Raw genomic sequence first — 19372 nt, 5'->3', positions numbered from 1 at the left:
GCGCGCCTCAGCTCTGGGACGCAGCTTTGGGAAGAATGTCGTTGGCGACCATCTCGCCGAACGGGCTGACGTAACCGGCGCTTTTCGGCAATTCCGGACGTTCGATGTCCAGGTGCGGGAACAGCAACTCGGCGACGCGGTACGACTCTTCCAGGTGTGGGTAACCGGAGAAGATGAAGGTGTCGATGCCCAGATCCGCGTATTCCTTCACGCGGGCGGCCACGGTCGGACCGTCGCCGACCAATGCAGTACCGGCACCGCCACGCACCAGGCCGACTCCAGCCCACAGGTTAGGGCTGACTTCCAGGTTATCGCGGCTGCCGCCATGCAGCGCAGCCATGCGCTGCTGGCCCACGGAATCGAAGCGCGCCAGGGAAGCCTGGGCGCGAGCGATGGTGTCGTCGTCCAGGTGCGAGATCAGTCGATCCGCCGCTTGCCAGGCTTCGGCGTTGGTTTCACGGACGATCACGTGCAAGCGAATACCGAAGCGCACCGTGCGGCCAAGCTTCGCGGCTTTGGCGCGAACCTGTTCGATCTTCTCGGCCACGGCGGCCGGCGGTTCGCCCCAGGTCAGGACCATTTCCACTTGCTCGGCGGCCAGGTCTTGCGCGGCTTCCGACGAGCCGCCGAAGTACAGCGGCGGACGCGGTTGCTGGATCGGCGGATAGAGCAACTTGGCGCCTTTCACGCTGATGTGCTGACCGTCGTAATCGACGGTTTCGCCTTCCAGCACGCGACGCCAGATGCGGGTGAATTCCACCGAAGCCTGATAGCGCTCTTCGTGGGTCAGGAACAAACCATCGCCGGCCAATTCTTCCGGATCACCGCCGGTCACCAGGTTGAACAGCGCACGACCGCCGGACAGACGATCCAGTGTCGCGGCCTGACGCGCAGCCACCGTCGGGGAAATGATCCCGGGGCGCAGGGCGACAAGGAATTTCAAACGCTGGGTCACCGGGATCAGCGACGCGGCCACCAGCCACGAGTCTTCGCACGAGCGGCCAGTGGGAATCAGCACCCCGCCGAAGCCCAGACGATCCGCCGCTTGCGCGACTTGTTGCAGGTAACCGTGGTCAACGGCGCGAGCGCCTTCGGCGGTGCCAAGGTAATGGCCGTCGCCGTGGGTAGGCAGGAACCAGAAGATGTTGAGGCTCATGGAGTGGTCTCCTTGGGGAATCGAATTACCGGGCTTTTGGTTACTGAGCTTTGGCAACGGCTGCCGGTGGCGTCCAGATCACGTCTTTGATGCTCAGCGGCTTCGGAATCAGCTTGAGCTGGTAGAAGCTGTCGGCGATTTTCTGTTGCGCGGCGACCACTTCCGGGGTCAGGAACAACGCGCCGTAGCCCTGGCGTTTCACCGAGGTCAGGGTGATGTCTTCCGGCAAGCCGAGCAGTGGCGAGACCTGCTTGGTCACGTCTTCAGGATTGGCCTTGGACCATTCGCCGACGGCGCGCACTTCTTCCACGAGGGTCTTGATCACCTCAGGATTTTTCTGTGCGTAAGGCTTGGTCGCCAGGTAGAACTGATGGTTGTCGACAATGCCCTGGCCATCGCGCAGGGTGTGCGCTTGCAGCTGCTTCTCGGCGGCGGCCTGGTACGGGTCCCAGATGACCCAGGCATCGACACTGCCACGCTCGAACGCGGCGCGGGCATCGGCCGGCGGCAGGAACACAGTTTGGATGTCGGTGTATTTGAGGCCAGCGTCTTCAAGCGCGCGGACCAGCAGGTAGTGAACGTTGGAGCCTTTGTTGAGCACGACTTTCTTGCCCTTGAGGTCCTTCACCGATTTGATCGGCGAGTCCTTCGGCACCAGGATCGCTTCGCTGTGGGGCGCAGGCGGCTCGTAGGCGACATAGAGCAGATCGGCGCCCGCCGCTTGAGCAAATACCGGAGGCGTTTCGCCGGTGACACCGAAGTCGATGGAGCCAACGTTCAGGCCTTCAAGCAGCTGCGGGCCGCCGGGGAATTCAGTCCATTGCACGTCGACGCCTTGGGCAGCGAGGCGTTTTTCCAGAGTGCCTTTGGCTTTGAGCAGCACCAGGGTGCCGTATTTCTGATAGCCGATCCGCAGAGTTTCAGCTTGTGCTTGAGTAATGGCGCCGAAGGTTACAGCCGCAGCAAACAGAGCGACCAGACCACGACGCAAAATGACAGTGCGCATAGCGCTCTCCTTTTTGCAGTTGGGTTTTGGCTGCACCTGCTGAACCGTTGACGGCTGAGTAAGGTGAGTACATCAAGTCAGGGTGAGGCTTAAATGCTCCAGCGAGCACTCAACAAACGATCATTCAGCAGGTTCGGATCGATCGGCTTGGGCCGTCGGGCCATGGCGCTGAAGAACAGCTCCAGCGATTCATTCAGTCGTTGCTCCAGTTCCGGCGCCAGCTGCGCCTGGGCGCTGCCTTCGCCATAAGCGATCTGGCTGTCCACGGCGAAAATCCCGTGGAGCATTTCCTGGGCTTTCAATGCCGACAGCACTGGCTTGAGTGCGTAATCCACCGCCAGCATGTGAGCGATGCTGCCGCCGGTGGCCATCGGTAAAACCACTTTGTGCGCCAGGGCGCGTTCGGGCAGCAGGTCCAGCACGGTTTTCAAAGCACCGGAAAACGACGCTTTGTACACCGGGGTGGCGATCAACAGGCCATCGGCGTTTTCAATCTGTTGCAACAGGTCGATCACCTTGGGGCTGTCGAACCGTGCGTGCAGCAAGTCTTCGGCCGGGAAGTCCCGTACCTGATAACTCACCACTTCCACACCTTGCTCTTGCAACCAGCGTTGAGAGCGCTCCAGCAGCACCCCGGAACGGGAGCGTTGACTGGGACTGCCACCGAGTGAGACGACCAGCATTCAGACGATTCCTTGAACGGTGCAGGCGATTCGCAGTGGGCGATCTCGCTTCGATGGAGAGACCTTAACAGGTGATTTATATATCTTTAAATCATATTTATTCATTTGGTTATTCGTTGTGGTTCTATGCGAAACCGCTTTGTCCGAGCAAAAAAATGGGCCGTATAAACGGCCCGAAATTCCCCTGCTATATGGATTTGCACAGCCCTGTAGGAGCGAGGCTTACCCGCGAAGAGGCCATGACGTCCAACATTGATGTTGGCTTTGACGACGCCTTCGCGGGCAAGCCTCGCTCCTACAGGGATTGGTTTTCAGCTCAACGATTGGGTTGCGGTGTCAGGCGCAGGTACGGCTTCACCGCGCGATAACCCTTGGGAAAGCGCTTCTTGATTTCCTCTGGATCCTGAAGCGACGGCACGATCACCACTTCTTCACCGTCCTGCCAGTTGGCCGGGGTGGCCACCTTGTAGTTGTCGGTGAGTTGCAGCGAGTCAATCACCCGCAGGATTTCATGGAAGTTGCGGCCGGTGCTCGCCGGGTAGGTGATGGTCAGGCGAACCTTTTTGTTCGGGTCGATCACGAACAGCGAACGCACAGTCAGGGTGTCGTTGGCGTTCGGGTGAATCAGGTCGTACAGGTCCGATACCTTGCGATCAGCGTCGGCCAGGATCGGGAAGTTGACGATCGTGTTCTGGGTTTCGTTGATGTCCTCGATCCACTTGTGGTGCGAGTCCACCGGGTCTACCGACAACGCGATGGCCTTGACCCCGCGCTGGGTGAATTCATCCTTGAGCTTGGCGGTGAAGCCCAGCTCGGTGGTGCACACCGGGGTGAAATCCGCCGGGTGGGAAAACAGCACGCCCCAGCTATCGCCCAGCCATTCATGGAAACGGATGGTGCCGGCGCTGGAATCCTGTTCGAAGTCGGGTGCGATGTCGCCGAGTCTGATGCTCATGGTGGGCTCCTGATGAGTAGGTGTAGAACTCAACTGTAGCTCGTGTTGGGGAATTTAGAAAAAGAATAAATAAAGCCATTCTTAGACTTTAAAAGAATATTAAAGATCTGTTCACTGGACCTGCAAAGTCATCGCGACGACTATCGCTTCCAAGGTTCGAGAAGGCCTTGAGTCGCTGCAAAAGAGGGAACGTTTCGGGACGGGATTACGGGGGTGACCCCGCCCCGAAAACGCAAAAGCCCCGCCCGGCGTGATGCCGGGCGGGGCTTTTTTTCAGCAGTTACGCGAGCGCTATTACAACAGCGGGATCGAGTAGCTGACGATCAGGCGGTTTTCGTCCTGGTCGCGTTGACCAGGGATGTCGTTGCGCCAGGTAGCGTTTTTCCACATCACGCCCAGGTTCTTCAGCGTGCCTTCTTGTACGACGTAACCAACGGTCAGGTCGCGTTCCCACTCGGAGCGGCCAGTATCGTTGACGCTGACTTGGCGGGTGCCGACTTTACCGGTGGTGTCGATGTTGTCGCCACGCAGGTAAACCACACCGGCGGTCAGGCCAGGGATGCCAACCTTGGCGAAGTCGTACGAGTAGCGAGCTTGCCAGGTGCGTTCACCGGCACGGGCGAACTTGGCAATCTGACTGTCGGTAGTCAGGTAAGCCGACGAACCGTCACCCTGGTTAAGCCATGGGAAGTCGCTATTGCCGTTGCTGACCTGATAGCCGCCACCGAAGGTATGACCGGAAACGCTGTACAGGAACAAGCCGCTGTACAGGTTGTTGTCAACCTTGCCCTTGGTGAGGCCAGTGCCGTAGTCACCGGTGGTGAAGTAGGCAGAGTCATGGCCATTGGCGCCATCATCACGGCTGTTGAAGTAACGGAAGTCAGACTTCAACACGCCCGGACCGATGGCCCAGTTGTGGACCAGACCCAGGAAGTGCTGCTTGTAGAAGTCTTCCAGGTTGCCGTAGTAGTACTGGGCAGTCAGGTCTTTGGTGATTTTGTAGTCACCGCCACCGTAAATGAATTTGTTGCTGTCGCGACCGGCAGCCGTGTGGGCGTTGGCACCAGCGATCGACAACTCTTCGTTGTTGCTGGAGTTACGACCTTTGGCGTGCTCGATCTGACCACCGACCAGTGTCAGGTCTTTGATTTCGTTCGTAGTGATCTGGCCACCCTGGAAGGTTTGTGGCAGCAGACGACCGTCGTTGGTCACGATAACCGGCAGTTTTGGCTGCAGGGTGCCCAGCTTCAGTTCAGTCTGGGAGATCTTGGCTTTGGCAGTCAGGCCCAGGCTGGAGAAGTTATCAACCGCTTCGCCGTTGGATTTGCTTGGGAAAACAGTGCCGCCGTACGAAGTCGAAGTGGCGCCGTTAGTACCGCCGCCCGTATCCAGACGCACGCCCAGCAGGCCGATCGCGTCGATACCGAAGCCGACGGTGCCTTGGGTGTAACCGGAGGTGAAGCGCAGATCGAAGCCTTGGCCCCATTCTTCCAGCTTGTTCTGAGCCTTGGCAGCTTTGGTATCGCTGTCACGGTTATCGGTGTTGATGTAGAAGTTACGCAGCCCCAAAGTAGCTTTGCTGTCTTCGATGAAACCGGCGGCGCCTGCCTGCTGCGCCAAAACCCCTACGGCCACAGCCAGGGCCAAGGTGGACTTGTTCATTGTTTCGCTCCTCTCGTTTCTAATTTTTTCGGTCCTGAGTCGAATGCCCTGGATCCTGAAATGTGCGGATACCGCCAACCGCAATCCGCGCGCCACTCAACTGATGTGTCTAAGTCAAGGGTCCAAGCGCGGCGAATGGGCCAGCATGGTAAACGTAAATACATTTATTTCATTCTTTTTCATGCCGTGCGGGAATAAAAAACGGCATTTTAATCGCTGCGGGACATTTAATATCGGCCCCGGCGGGATGCACTTTAGGGGTTTATTTTAAAAGCCAAAAAGAATAATAAATTCCTAAGTAATGCCTAATTAGAATATGAGAAAAAACGCAAAAAAAACCCCGCCAAACGGCGAGGCTTTTTTGCGAATCCTGTTACAGGAAGCTGTAGGTGTAGTTGAAGATCAGACGGGTCTGGTCTTGGTCAGCGTTGGTGTTGCCACGATAAGCACCGTGACGCACCGTCGTGCCAAACCCTTTAAGTGGACCGGTTTGAATCACATAGTCTACGCGCAGGTCGGTTTCCCGCTCGTTCAGGTCTTCACCCGAGCCGCTGACGGTCTTGATATCCCGGCCATACAAGTAACCAGCCGAAGCTTTCAAGCCTGGCACACCCAAAGACGCGAAGTCATAGGTGTACTGACCGTACGTGGTGTTTTCACCGGCACGGATAAAGCTGCCCACAGTGGCATCGGTGAACGAGTAGAAGCTGGCGCCGCCACCGCCTTCGTTGCGACCGTTGCCATCGACAACGTTGCCCTGGTTCAAGAAGACGAAGCCGCCGTCATCGTTGACACGCTGATGCCCGAGCAGGAACGCGTTGCCGCCCAGGGTGTAGGTGAACGTGGCACTCCAGGTCTTGTTATCGACCTCGCCCTTGTTCTTGGCGAAACCACCGTTGTTGCTGAATTGGTAGCCAGCCTGACCGTTCTTGCCGTCGGAGCTGCTGTCGAAATAACGAAGATCGGTCTTGAACGACTGGTTGGGTGCGATCGGGTAGACGTGCACCAGGCCGAGGAAGTTCTGCTTGTAGAAGTCTTCCAGGTTCGCGTAGTAGTACTGCAGCATCAGGTCTTTGGTGACTTTCCAGTCAGCACCGGCATAACGGAACTGATTGCTGTCCTGAGTAGCGCCAGCCACAGACAGGCCAGTGCTGTTGCTGGACGCGCGACCCGTCGCGTGCTCCAGCTGACCTACGTTGAAGGTCACGTTGTCGATTTCCTTCGAGGTGATGGTGCCACCTTCAAAGGTTTGCGGCAGTACGCGACTGTCGTTCGCGATCAGGATCGGCATGTTTGGCTGCAGGGCACCACCGTAGTGGGCCTCTGTCTTCGAGAAGCGTGCCTTGACGTTGCCCGCCACGCGGCTCCACGAACTCTCTGCCGAACCATCGGAATCGCTAGGGCTGAAGGAGTTGTTGTCCGGGTGATGGCCCTTGCCGCCGTCCAGATGGATACCGACCAATGCCTGGGCATCGATACCGAAACCTACGACACCTTGGGTGAAGCCCGACTGGTAATCGAACTTGAGGCCTTGAGCGGCTTCTCGCTGACGGTTAGCTGGAATCTTGGCGCCTTCACGGACATCGGCGTCGAAATAATAGGTGCGCGAACTTACGGAAGCCTTGCTGTCTTCGATGAAACCGGCGGCGCCTGCCTGCTGCGCCATAACCCCTACGGCCACGGCCAGCGCCAAGGTGGACTTGTTCATTGTTAAACTCCTCTCGTCTCTAATTCTTGTATTCCTGGCCCGGAATCAATGTCCCAAGTCCTAAGATGCGCGATTAGCGCCAGAGCGTGACCCACAAGTCAATCGTAACCATGTGTGTCTACGACCATGGTCTAATCCCCGGTTTTTGGTCCGTGCAGGGTCATGATTTCGTCATAAACCTGAAAAGAATAGCTGGATTCTTTTCTCATACCGTTTAGGAATTTAGCTCACCGTTTGCTGCCCTGCGGACTAGAGCGGCCAGCTCATAAGCTAATTCCTAAATGGTATTTATTAGGCGTTTTTTAGATCGATTAGGTTTGGAAGCAATTCCGCAATAATTCCTATCGATAAGGCCTACGCCATGACGACCAAGCGCGCACTATCCAACCCAATTGTTACAGTTTGTGTATCGGTATTATTTTCTTTTTCTGCCCATGCTGCGAACCTCACCGTGGGTTATCAAACCGGCATTGACCCCAGCAAAGTCCCCCAGGCGGATGGACTCTACGAGAAAACCATTGGCCAAAAAATTGACTGGCGTCGTTTCAACAGTGGGCCGGAAGTAGTAACCGCCATCGCCTCGGGCGACGTACAGATTGGCAACCTCGGCTCAAGCCCACTGGCCGCGGCCGCCTCGCGCAATCTGCCGATTGTCGCGTTTATCGTTTCTGCCCAGATCAACGCCGCCGAAGCGTTGGTGGTGCGCAACGGCAGCGGCATCGATAAACCGGAAGATCTGATCGGCAAGACCATCGCCACACCGTTCGTTTCAACCTCTCACTACAGCTTGCTCGGTGCCTTGAAGCACTGGGGCCTGGACGCCTCGAAAGTCAAAGTGGTGAACCTGCAACCGGCGGAAATCGCTGCCGCCTGGAAGCGTGGAGACATCGACGGTGCGTTCGTCTGGTCGCCCGCTCTGGGGGAAATTCGCAAGACTGGCAAGACGTTGACTGACGCCGCACAGGTAGGTCAGTGGGGCGCGCCGACTTTTGAAGTGTGGGTGGCGCGCAAGGATTACGCCGAGAAACATCCGGACGTCGTCGCCAAGTTCGCCAAGGTGACGCTGGACTCGTTCGCCGACTATGCGGCACATAAAGACAGCTGGACTGCCGATTCGGTGCCGGTACAGAAAATCGCCAAACTGACCGGTGCCAATGCCGCCGATGTGCCGGAGTTGCTGGCAGGTTCTGCATTCCCGGATGCCAAGGCGCAACAAACCACCGCGCTGCTGGAGGGCGGCACGGCGAAGGCGATTGGTGAGACGGCGAAGTTCTTGAAGGAACAAGGCAAGGTTGAGACGGTGCTGCCGGACTATTCGCCGTATGTCAGTGCGAAATTTGTCGTTGAGTAATTTTGGCGGTTGCTTTGCAACCGATCGCCAGCAAGCCGGCTCCTACAGGATTCCGTAGGAGCCGGCCTGGCGATAGGAACAACACGGTTACAAGGTTTTTTCGAAGATCTTCGAATTGCGCTGATAGTTGTACAGAGACGCCCGCGCCGACGGCAGGCGCTCGACGCTGCTTGGCACAAACCCGCGCTCGCGGAACCAGTGAGCCGTACGGGTCGTGAGGACAAACAGCGTCTTCAACCCCTGAGCCCGGGCACGGGTTTCGATCCGCTCCAGCAGCTCATCCCCGCGACCGCCATGACGGTATTCCGGGTTCACCGCCAGACACGCCAACTCCCCGGCATCCGAATCAGCAATCTGATACAGCGCCGCGCAAGCGATGATCATGCCTTCGCGCTCGACCACGCTGAACTGCTCGATCTCACGCTCCAGCACTTCGCGCGAACGTCGCACCAGAATCCCCTGCTCTTCCAGCGGGCTGATCAAATCCAGCAGACCGCCAACGTCTTCAATCGCGGCTTCACGCACAACCTCGAATTGCTCCTGTGCCACCAGCGTACCGCCACCGTCACGGGTGAACAGTTCGGTCAGCAGCGCGCCGTCTTCGGCGTAACTGACGATATGGCTGCGCGCCACGCCGCCACGGCAGGCTTCAGCCGCCGCATCCAGCAGTTCCGCCTGATAGTTGCTGCCCAGACGTTGCAAATGCGCCGGCACTTGTTGCGGGCGCAACTCGCGCACCAGACGACCGTTTTCATCGATCAAGCCCAGGTCCGCACCGAACAGCAACAATTTATCGGCCCCCAGGTCGATGGCCGCGCGGGTGGCGACGTCTTCGCAAGCGAGGTTGAAAATCTCACCGGTCGGCGAGTAGCCCAACGGCGACAGCAGTACGATGGAGCGCTCGTCCAGCAGACGATTGATGCCTTTGCGGTCAACCCGGCGCACTTCGCCGGTGTGGTGATAGTCGACACCTTCGAGCACGCCGATCGGCCGGGCGGTCACCAGGTTGCCGCTGGCCACCCGCAGGCGCGAGCCCTGCATCGGCGACGAGGCCATGTCCATGGACAGGCGCGCTTCGATGGCGATACGCAACTGGCCGACCGCATCGATCACACACTCCAGCGTCGCGGCATCGGTGATGCGCATGCCGTGGTGGTAATGCGGGGTCAGGCCGCGAGCAGCGAGACGGGTTTCAATTTGTGGACGGGAACCGTGAACCAGCACCAGTCGCACGCCGAGGCTGTGCAACAGCACCAGGTCGTGGACGATGTTGCCGAAGTTGGGGTGCTCCACGCCGTCGCCGGGCAGCATGACGACGAAGGTGCAATCGCGGTGGGCATTGATGTAAGGCGAAGCGTGACGAAGCCAATTAACGTATTCGGGCATGAACCTGGGCCTGTAATAAATAGCAGCCAAAAAATGGGCGAAACAGAAAACGCACAGCGGGCTGATGGTTATCGTCGGAACAGGCTTGGCGACACGCGCGCTCTCCTCATGAATACGGGTTTAAACATCGGCAATTTATACACTTTGTCGGTCATGACACAGACCCTGTGGGAGCGAGCCTGCTCGCGATGAGGCCAGACCAGTCAACATGGATGTTGAATGAAAGATCGCTATCGCGAGCAGGCTCGCTCCCACATGGATGGTGTTCAACCAACCGACATCGGCGTTTGGGCCGGTGTCAGGCAGTAATGTTCAATCAACTGCCGTAATAGATGCACGGTAGGCTGCAAACGTGACATTTCGAGGTATTCCCCCGGTTGGTGAGCACAAGCGATGTCACCCGGGCCCAGCACCAGCGTTTCGCAGCCAAGGCGTTGAAGATAAGGCGCTTCCGTCCCGAACGCCACTGCTTCGGCGCGATGACCGGTGAGCTGTTCCGCGATGCGGACCAATTCGGCGTCTTCGGCCTGCTCGAAGGGCGGCACCTCAGGGAACAGCGGCGCGTAATCGATCTTCACCTGATGGCGCTCGGCAACCGGCTGGAGTTTCTGCAGAATCTCCGCGCGCAACACCTTGGGGTCCATGCCCGGCAACGGACGCAGGTCGAACTCCAGTGAGCACTGACCGCAAATCCGGTTGGGGTTATCCCCGCCATGGATGCAGCCGAAGTTCATGGTAGGAGTCGGCACGCCGAACTGCGGATTGCGGAATTCACGTTGCCACAGCAGGCGCAGGCCGCGCAATTCGCCAATCGCATCGTGCATGGCTTCGAGGGCGCTATGACCCAGTCGCGGATCGGAGGAATGGCCGCTCTGACCGAGAATGTCGATGCGCTCCATCATGATGCCTTTGTGCATGCGGATCGGCTTGAGCCCGGTCGGCTCGCCGATCACCGCCGCTCGGCCCAACGGGCGTCCTGCTTCGGCCAAGGCACGCGCGCCGGACATCGAGCTTTCTTCGTCGCAGGTGGCGAGGATCAGCAACGGCTGTTTGAACGGCTGGTTGAGCAACGGCAGGACGGCTTCGATGGCGAGGGCAAAAAAGCCTTTCATGTCGCAACTGCCCAGCCCGACCCAGCGGCCATCGACTTCGGTCAGCTTCAGCGGATCGGTCTGCCACAACGCGCCATCGAACGGCACCGTGTCGCTATGCCCGGCGAGCACCAGACCGCCGGGGCCGGAACCAAAACTGGCCAGCAGGTTGAATTTGCCGGGGCTGACCTGCTGGATATCGCAGGCAAAACCCAGATCACCGAGCCACGTCGCCAGCAAATCGATCACCGGACGGTTGGTCTGATCGAGGCTGGCCTGAGTGCAACTGACCGATGGTGCGGCAATCAGCGCAGCGAACTGATCTTTCATCGACGGCAACGGCATCGCTGACTCCAACTCCCGAATTGAAGTCCATCATAGAGCCATCCGGTGACAGGAATAAACCGTCGCGGCGCGTAGGTCTGAGCAGTGCTGTACACTGCACGACCTTGGCAGCCACACATTCCCCCGGCTGCGCTCCCGATCCTGGATTTTCCGGCCATGCAGAAAGAAACTGAAATCAAACTCCGCGTCAGCCGCGAAACCCTCGCCGCACTGCGCGAGCACCCGCTCCTGAAAAAACGCAACAAAAGTGGCTGGGAACGCCGTGAACTGATGAACCAGTACTTCGACACGCCTGAGCGCGACCTGGCCCGCGCCAAGGTTGCCCTGCGCCTGCGCAAGGACGGCGAAGAAGTCATTCAGACCCTCAAGACCCGTGGCCAGAGCGTCGCCGGTTTGTCCGAGCGTAACGAATACGACTGGAACCTGCCCAAAGCCAAGCTCGACGTGAAGAAACTCGACGGCGAATGCTGGCCTGAAGAGCTGGCCGAGCTGGACAAGAAAACCCTGAAGCCGATCTTCACCACCGATTTCGTCCGCGAACGCGCTGAAATCGCCTGGGGCCGTGGCAAGACCAAAGTGGTCATCGAAGCGGCGCTGGACCTGGGCCACGTGGTGGTCGGCAAGCAGAAAGAAGAAATTTGCGAGCTGGAACTGGAACTGCGCGAAGGTGAACCGGCTGCATTGCTGGAGCTGGCCGCCGAACTGGCCGCGACCCTGGCCCTGATGCCGTGTGACATCAGCAAGGCCGAACGCGGTTATCGCTTGTACGACGCCAACAGCTATTCGTTGAGCCTGCCGGCCCCGCAGATCAGCGCCGAAATGCCGCTGGACGACGCGTTCGCCGCGTTGAGCTGGCACTTGCTGAGCAGCAGCCAGCGCCTGGCCGAGCAATATCGCTTCAATGGCCACTGGCGTCTGTTGCAGGACTGGGTCGAAAACCTCGCTGAATTGCGCGCCCTGCTGAGTAGCCTTGGCCAAGCCGCGCCGCGTCAATCGACGCACGATCTGCGCCTCGCGCTGGATGCCTTGCTTGAAGACTGGCGTCCGCTGGTTCAAGCCGGTCTGGACGACGAAGACGTGCGCAAAGCCGCGCCGGAGCAGTTCCTCGAAGAACTCGAAGACCCACGCTGGGGCCTGTTCTCGCTGAACACCTCGCGCTGGTTGCTGGCCCGCACCTGGGCGGCCGATCGTAATGTTCGTGGCAATCGCCAAGGCGCTGCGCAACTGGGTAGCTGGTTGCCGCGCTTGCTCGGTGAAGAAGCGACGTCCCTGCAATTGCAGCGTTACCAGCAGCAGCCGGAAGATCTGGCCGAGCAACTGCCGCGCATCGAGCGCATCCAGTCCTGGTTGCACCATGCGCGCAACGTGCTGGAGATCCCGGAAATGGATCGACTGTACGGCGAGCTGAAACAGTTGGCGTTGCTGGCTAACGAGCCGATCACCGATGAATTGCTGGATGCGCGTAAGCAGCAGGCGATTGCCGTTTATCAGAATCGTGCCTGGAAAATGCTGCTGCGTATGTAAAACCGTCTTCGCGGGCAAGCCTCGCTCCTACAGGTTCAGCGGTGATCGTGAGATGACCAATAACCCGTAGGAGCGAGGCTTGCCCGCGAAGAGGCCCGCCCATTCACCACAAAATCTCAGACCGGCAAACTCGTCGTCGACTTGATCTCCGACAACGCCACAATCGAGTTCACCTCCTGAATCCCCGGCACCATCGACAGCTTCTCAAAGAAAAACCGCTCATACGCCTCGATGTCCGCCGTGACAATCCGCAACAAGAAATCCACCGACCCCATCAGCACATAACACTCCAGCACTTCGGGAAAACCGCGAATCGCCTCGGTGAACTCAGTGAAGTTCGAACGCCCATGCGCGTTGAGTTTGATCTCGGCAAAGATCTGCGTGTTGAGCCCGATTTTCTTGCGGTCCAGCAGCGTCACCTGACCACGAATGATCCCCTCCTCCTTCATCCGCTGAATCCGCCGCCAGCACGGCGACTGCGAAAGCCCCACCTGCTCGGCGATCTGCGCGCTGGAGAGTGAAGCGTCCTCTTGCAGCAACGCGAGAATCTTGCGGTCGTAGCCATCCAGCTCGCTTTGCATAGAAAAACCTGTAATCGATGTCTTGTTGAATAGCACGATTCGATAAATCGCCAATTAGCCCCATCATAGATAAGAAATGCCCGGCATCGAATGTAAAAATTCCTCCAGTGATTTTGGAGACCGACCATGCCGCATCTTGAAGCCGTGAACACCCCGCCCACCCGCGCCGATGCCTGGAACGCCAGCAACGCCCATTGTCGTGTGCGCTATCAACTGCTGGCCGAAGCCGAACCGGACCTGCTGTGTCGGGCACTCAACCTGTTCGCACTGCAGTTCCTGACGCCGCAACAGGTCAACGTGCAGCGCACGGACGATCTGCTGGCGATCGACATCGTCATGGAAGGACTGAGCTGGCACCGCGCTCAAGTGATCGCAGAAAAACTACGTAACCTGATCAGCGTCTGCTCGGTGGACCTGCAAGCGTCTGGTTCCGCGTGGGCTGAAGCCGCTCAGGCGACGGGCTGAAAAAACCCGTTACGGCTTCGTCGGGTAGTGGCCCAACGGTCGGCGGGTCCGCGACTATCCTTTGCGAACTGTTGTTCACGAGGAGCCCGCATGTCCGTTCAACTTGCCTTTCAGGACCGCTGGCTGGATCTCAATGATTTGCTGCGCGAGCTGGTCGCCCAGGGTTTTATCAGCCAGGACTCGGCCGAGCACGCACTGAATGCCCGCCGCCGTCACGCCGCCAATGGCCAGATGCACCCGCTGGAGTTCATCGCCAGCCAACAACTGGACGACCTCAGCCGTCCCGGTAAACACCTCGATCTGGAAAGCCTGACCCTGTGGCTGTCACAGCAGGCCGGTCAGCCCTATCTGCGCATCGATCCGCTGAAAATCAACGTCGCGGCCGTTACGCCGCTGATGTCCTACGCCTTCGCCCAGCGCCACAAGATTCTCGCGGTGTCCATCGATCGCGACGCCGTGACCGTGGCCAGCGCCCAGCCTTACGTCAAAGGTTGGGAAGCCGACCTGACCCATGTGTTGAAGCTGCCGATCAAACGGGTGGTGGCCAACCCGGTGGATATCCAGCGCTTCAGCGTGGAATTCTTTCGCCTGGCCAAATCGGTCAGCGGCGCGACCAACGCCGACCAGCAGAGCAACACCCTGGGCAACTTCGAACAGTTGCTCAACCTCGGTGCCAGCGATCAGGAGCCGGACGCCAACGACGCGCACATCGTCAATATCGTCGACTGGCTGTTCCAGTACGCTTTCCAGCAACGCGCCAGCGATATCCACATCGAGCCCCGACGTGAGCAAGGCACCGTGCGCTTTCGCATCGACGGCGTGTTACACAACGTCTATCAATTCCCGCCGCAGGTGACCATGGCGATTGTCAGTCGCCTGAAGAGCCTGGGGCGGATGAACGTCGCGGAAAAACGCAAACCCCAGGACGGCCGGGTCAAAACCAAGACCCCGGATGGCGGCGAAGTCGAACTGCGGCTGTCGACGTTGCCGACGGCGTTCGGCGAAAAAATGGTCATGCGGATTTTCGACCCGGAAGTGCTGCTCAAGGATTTCGATCAGCTCGGGTTTTCAGTCGAAGACCTGCGCCGCTGGCAGGACATGACGAGCCAGCCCAACGGCATCATCCTCGTGACCGGCCCGACCGGTTCGGGCAAGACCACCACGCTCTACACCACGCTGAAAAAACTGGCGACGCCGGAGGTCAACCTCTGCACCATCGAAGACCCGATCGAGATGGTCGAGCCGGCCTTCAACCAGATGCAGGTCCAGCACAACATCGACCTGACCTTCGCCGCCGGTGTGCGCGCGCTGATGCGACAAGACCCGGACATCATCATGATCGGCGAGATCCGGGACCTGGAGACGGCCGAAATGGCGATTCAGGCCGCGCTCACCGGCCACTTGGTGCTATCGACGCTGCACACCAATGACGCGCCCAGCGCCATCAGCCGCCTGCTGGAACTCGGCGTGCCGCATTACCTGATCAAGGCCACGGTGCTCGGCGTCATGGCGCAGCGGCTGGTCCGTACGTTGTGCCCGCACTGCAAGGCCCCGCTGACCCTGAGTGAAGAAGACTGGCAAACCCTGACCAAACCCTGGCAAGCGCCGTTGCCCGGCAATGCGCAACGCGCCATCGGTTGCCTGGAATGCCGCGATACCGGCTATCGCGGCCGCGCCGGGGTTTACGAAATCATGCAACTGACGGATGGCCTAAAAGCGCTGATCAACCCCGACACCGACTTGCTGGCGATACGGCGCCAGGCTTTCAAGGAAGGCATGCGCAGCTTGCGACTGTCGGGCGCTCAGAAAGTCGCCGCAGGTTTGACGACGATCGAGGAGGTGCTGCGGGTGACGCCGCAGAGTGAGCAGAAGTAGCTGCGACCGTGATGGAACTCGGCAGGGTCATTGGCAATCCAACCCCGCGTAGTTAACCCAGTGGAGTCACCCATCATGCGTTTCAAACTTGCTGTCGCTACCATCGCCGTGTTGTCCCTTCCAGTCGGTTCAGCGATGGCCGATAGCTTTTGGCGTAACGTCCTTACTTCCGGTGCCACCACCGGTTCGTCCTACCTGACCTCCAGGGATCACAAGCTGATCGTCGCCGCCCAGGACGACGCCGGCAGCTTTGTCGCCAGTGACGGCGCTATTCGCGGCCCTTACCTGGAAGCCGCGATGCAGAAAGTACGCGCCGACAACCCGGGCCTGCAGGCCACGGATATGGAACTGGCGAATGCGATCCTGGCGAAGAATGCCGTCGCTTCGAAGTAAGGTTTACGGTTGAACAAAAATGCCGCTCATATGAGCGGCATTTTTTTTGCCCAACACAGAACCCCTGTAGGAGCTGGCTTGCCAGCGATGGTGTATCAGACACATTGATGTCGACTGACACTCCATCGCTGGCAAGCCAGCTCCTACAAGGGGCGGTGTGTTTCAGCGATAGTCGTCCACCGGGACACACGCGCAAAACAGGTTCCGGTCGCCGTAGACGTTATCGACACGATTCACCACCGGCCAATACTTATGCGCCTTGGTGTGCGCGTCCGGCGTGACGGCCTGTTCGATGGTGTACGGTCGCTCCCAAACCCCGGTGATGTCGGCCAACGTGTGCGGTGCCCGTTTCAGAGGATTGTCTTCTGCCGGCCAATTGCCGTTTTGCACCTCGGTGATTTCCGCGCGGATACTCAGCATCGCCCCGATAAAGCGGTCCAGTTCCGCCTTCGATTCACTTTCGGTCGGCTCGACCATCAAGGTGCCCGGCACCGGAAAGGACATGGTCGGCGCGTGAAAGCCGTAGTCCATCAGGCGCTTGGCGACGTCCTCTTCGCTGATACCGGTCAGCACTTTGAGCGGCCGCAGATCAAGGATGCATTCGTGGGCCACACGCTCGTTGCGCCCGGTATAAAGCACCGGGAACGCACCCGACAAATGCTGCGCCAGGTAATTCGCGGCGAGGATCGCCACTTCGCTGGCGTCCGCCAGTTGCGGCCCCATCATCGCGATGTACATCCAGCTGATCGGCAGAATGCTCGCGCTGCCCCAAGGCGCCGCGCTGACTGCGCCGTTCTCCGGTAGCGGGCCTTCAATCGCCACCACCGGGTGGTTGGCCACGAACGGCGCCAGGTGCGCACGCACGCCAATCGGCCCCATGCCGGGCCCGCCACCGCCGTGGGGAATGCAGAAGGTCTTGTGCAAATTCATATGGGAAACGTCGGCGCCAATGTCCGCCGGCCGCGCCAACCCGACTTGCGCATTGAGGTTGGCGCCATCCATGTACACCTGACCGCCGTGACTGTGGATAACTTCACAGATCTCGCTGATGCCTTCCTCGTACACGCCGTGGGTCGAAGGATACGTCGCCATCAGGCAGGCCAGCTTGTCTCCGGCAGCCGCCGCTTTTTCTTTCAGGTCATCGAGGTCGACGTTGCCTGCCTCATCGCACTCGACGATCACCACCCGCATCCCGGCCATTTGCGCCGAGGCCGGGTTGGTGCCATGGGCCGAGGACGGAATCAGGCAGATATCCCGCCCGCCTTGATGCCGACTCTCGTGGTATTTACGAATCGCCAGCAACCCGGCGTACTCGCCCTGGGCACCTGAGTTGGGCTGCATGCAGATCGCATCGAAACCGGTGATCGCGCAGAGCCAGCGCTCCAGCTCTTCGATCATCAGCGTATAACCGGCCGCCTGCTCTTTCGGCACAAAGGGATGCAAGTTGGCGAATTGCGGCCAGGTGATGGGGATCATTTCGCTGGTGGCGTTGAGCTTCATGGTGCACGAGCCGAGCGGAATCATCGATTGATTGAGCGCCAGGTCCTTGTTCTCCAATTGCTTGAGGTAACGCAGCATCTCGGTTTCGCTGTGATGGGCGCTGAACACCGGATGACGCAAGTAAGGCGAAGTGCGCAGCAGCCCGTCAGGAATGCCGGAAGGCAGGGTTTCAGCGTCCAGTTCGTCGACGTTGAGCCCGTGATCGGCCCCCAGGAAGACATCAAATAACTTCGCCACGGTGCTTTCGTCAGAGGTTTCGTCAAGGCTGAGGCCCAATTGCCCGCGCCCCAGAATCCGCAAGTTGATCTGCGCGGCCTGCGCGCTTTCGATGATCGCGGTTTGAGTGCCACCGACCTCCAGCGTCAACGTGTCGAAGAAGTGTTTGTTCAGGCGGGTGATGCCACGGCGCTCCAGACCCGTGGCGAGGATGCAGGTCAGCCGGTGAACACGCTGGGCAATCTGCTTCAGCCCTTCCGGACCGTGGTAGACCGCGTAGAAACTGGCGATATTGGCCAGCAGCACTTGGGCGGTGCAGATGTTCGAGTTGGCCTTCTCCCGGCGGATGTGTTGCTCACGGGTTTGCAGGGCCATGCGCAACGCAATGTTGCCACGCGCGTCTTTCGAGACGCCGATGATTCGCCCCGGAATCGCTCGTTTGTATTCATCGCGACTGGCAAAAAACGCCGCGTGGGGGCCGCCGTAACCCATGGGCACGCCAAACCGCTGGGACGAGCCGAACACCACGTCGGCGCCCAATTCTCCCGGTGGCGTCAGCAACAGCAGGCTCAGCAGATCGGTGGCGACGCAGGCCAGGGCTTGCTGGGCGTGCAGGTGATCAATCCACGGACGCAGATCGCGAATCTCGCCGTGGGTGTCGGGATACTGCAGCAGCGCGCCGAATACCTGATGCTGTTTCAAGTTATCCACAGCGTCGATGATCAGCTCGAAACCGAAACCTTCGGCTCGGGTCTGCACCACGGAGATGGTCTGCGGATGACAGTTTTCATCGACGAAGAACAGATTGCTCCTGGACTTGGCGACACGCTTGGCCAGGGCCATGGCTTCCGCCGCCGCCGTGGCTTCGTCCAACAGCGAGGCATTGGCCAGTTCCAGGCCGGTGAGGTCGATGGTCAATTGCTGGAAGTTCAGCAGTGCTTCGAGCCGACCTTGGGCGATCTCCGGTTGATACGGCGTGTAGGCGGTGTACCAACCGGGGTTTTCCAGGACATTGCGCAAAATGACGGTCGGCGTCAGCGTGCCGTGGTAGCCCATGCCGATCAGGCTGGTCCAGACCTGGTTCTGCTCGGCGTAGCCACGCAGCTTGGCCAACGCGGCTTGTTCGTCGAGGGCGGGTGGCAGGTCAAGCGCCCGGTTCAGGCGGATTCCCGGCGGCACCGTCTGCTCGATCAGCTCGACGCGGCTACCAACGCCGAGGCTGTCGAGCATCGCTTGCTGCTCGGCGGCATCCGGTCCGAGGTGGCGGCGAAGGAAGGCATTGGGGTCGCGTAACTGGCTCAAGGACGGCAACTGGGACATGACGGGCTCTCTCTTGACTGGCGCTCAACGTCGATGCAACACGGTCAAACCAGCATAGCTCCCCTGCGCGCGGCATGGCGTCTTTGGACGCGGCCCATCCCTGAAGCATTCAAAACACGCCAAGTCTCTTCAGGCTCTTTCATTCCAGCGATATA

15 protein-coding genes are annotated in these 19372 nt (G+C 59.4%); 5 read left to right on the top strand and 10 right to left on the bottom strand.

The features are described 5' to 3' along the window. Positions 1-7: 7 nt before the first annotated feature. From ssuD to ACYZUC_RS21600, 6 genes are all read right to left on the bottom strand, one after another. On the bottom strand, positions 8-1156 hold the full coding sequence (gene ssuD, locus ACYZUC_RS21625; RefSeq protein WP_008026018.1) for an FMNH2-dependent alkanesulfonate monooxygenase: 1149 nt from the start codon (positions 1154-1156) through the stop codon (positions 8-10). Positions 1157-1196: 40 nt separating this feature from the next. After that, positions 1197-2162, bottom strand: a complete 966-nt coding sequence (locus ACYZUC_RS21620; protein ID WP_461990266.1) for a sulfonate ABC transporter substrate-binding protein — start codon at positions 2160-2162, stop codon at positions 1197-1199. A gap of 89 nt (positions 2163-2251) precedes the next feature. Further along, positions 2252-2845, bottom strand: coding sequence for an NADPH-dependent FMN reductase (ssuE, locus tag ACYZUC_RS21615; RefSeq protein ID WP_008026012.1), 594 nt, complete (start codon positions 2843-2845; stop codon positions 2252-2254). A gap of 316 nt (positions 2846-3161) precedes the next feature. Then, positions 3162-3800, bottom strand: coding sequence for a peroxiredoxin (locus ACYZUC_RS21610; protein ID WP_223480660.1), 639 nt, complete (start codon positions 3798-3800; stop codon positions 3162-3164). Positions 3801-4094: 294 nt separating this feature from the next. Continuing rightward, on the bottom strand, positions 4095-5462 hold the full coding sequence (locus ACYZUC_RS21605) for an OprD family porin (RefSeq protein ID WP_461990263.1): 1368 nt from the start codon (positions 5460-5462) through the stop codon (positions 4095-4097). A gap of 373 nt (positions 5463-5835) precedes the next feature. Continuing rightward, positions 5836-7170 carry an OprD family outer membrane porin gene (locus ACYZUC_RS21600; protein ID WP_461990262.1) on the bottom strand — a complete coding sequence of 445 codons (1335 nt, stop codon included), beginning with the start codon at positions 7168-7170 and terminating at the stop codon, positions 5836-5838. 361 nt (positions 7171-7531) lie between these two features. Here ACYZUC_RS21600 and tauA point away from each other — a divergent pair, with 361 nt between their 5' ends. Further along, positions 7532-8521, top strand: a complete 990-nt coding sequence (gene tauA, locus ACYZUC_RS21595; RefSeq protein WP_461990260.1) for a taurine ABC transporter substrate-binding protein — start codon at positions 7532-7534, stop codon at positions 8519-8521. A gap of 87 nt (positions 8522-8608) precedes the next feature. Here the strand turns inward: tauA and argA are convergent, their stop codons facing one another. Then, the gene (gene argA / locus ACYZUC_RS21590; protein ID WP_008026003.1) at positions 8609-9907 is read right to left on the bottom strand and encodes an amino-acid N-acetyltransferase; all 1299 of its coding nucleotides are present in this window, start codon (positions 9905-9907) and stop codon (positions 8609-8611) included. A 266-nt stretch (positions 9908-10173) separates the two neighbouring features. Next, entirely contained in the window at positions 10174-11343 is a 1170-nt protein-coding gene (gene argE, locus ACYZUC_RS21585) for an acetylornithine deacetylase (protein WP_461990258.1), read from the bottom strand. A 156-nt stretch (positions 11344-11499) separates the two neighbouring features. Between argE and ACYZUC_RS21580 the strand changes: the two genes are divergently transcribed. Next, a complete protein-coding gene (locus ACYZUC_RS21580) occupies positions 11500-12867 on the top strand; it encodes a CYTH domain-containing protein (RefSeq protein ID WP_461990256.1) in 1368 nt (455 codons plus the stop codon). 116 nt (positions 12868-12983) lie between these two features. On the opposite strand, the gene ACYZUC_RS21575 is transcribed toward ACYZUC_RS21580, so the two are convergent. Further along, positions 12984-13448: an Lrp/AsnC family transcriptional regulator gene (locus tag ACYZUC_RS21575; RefSeq protein ID WP_027926471.1), complete on the bottom strand. Its 465-nt coding sequence runs from the start codon at positions 13446-13448 to the stop codon at positions 12984-12986. 126 nt (positions 13449-13574) lie between these two features. Here ACYZUC_RS21575 and ACYZUC_RS21570 point away from each other — a divergent pair, with 126 nt between their 5' ends. From ACYZUC_RS21570 to ACYZUC_RS21560, 3 genes are all read left to right on the top strand, one after another. Beyond that, positions 13575-13913: a hypothetical protein gene (locus tag ACYZUC_RS21570; RefSeq protein ID WP_461990254.1), complete on the top strand. Its 339-nt coding sequence runs from the start codon at positions 13575-13577 to the stop codon at positions 13911-13913. A gap of 90 nt (positions 13914-14003) precedes the next feature. Continuing rightward, entirely contained in the window at positions 14004-15788 is a 1785-nt protein-coding gene (locus tag ACYZUC_RS21565) for a GspE/PulE family protein (protein ID WP_461990252.1), read from the top strand. Positions 15789-15863: 75 nt separating this feature from the next. After that, positions 15864-16181 (top strand): DUF2388 domain-containing protein, encoded by a 318-nt coding sequence (locus ACYZUC_RS21560; RefSeq protein ID WP_461990250.1) that lies wholly within the window; start codon positions 15864-15866, stop codon positions 16179-16181. A gap of 162 nt (positions 16182-16343) precedes the next feature. On the opposite strand, the gene gcvP is transcribed toward ACYZUC_RS21560, so the two are convergent. Beyond that, positions 16344-19217 (bottom strand): aminomethyl-transferring glycine dehydrogenase, encoded by a 2874-nt coding sequence (gene gcvP / locus ACYZUC_RS21555; protein ID WP_461990248.1) that lies wholly within the window; start codon positions 19215-19217, stop codon positions 16344-16346. Between the last annotated feature and the right edge of the window lie 155 nt (positions 19218-19372).

The sequence above is a fragment of the Pseudomonas sp. GT1P32 genome (assembly GCF_054897805.1).
Note: the sequence above shows the minus strand (reverse complement) of the source record. Positions and strands in the feature narration are given on the sequence as shown.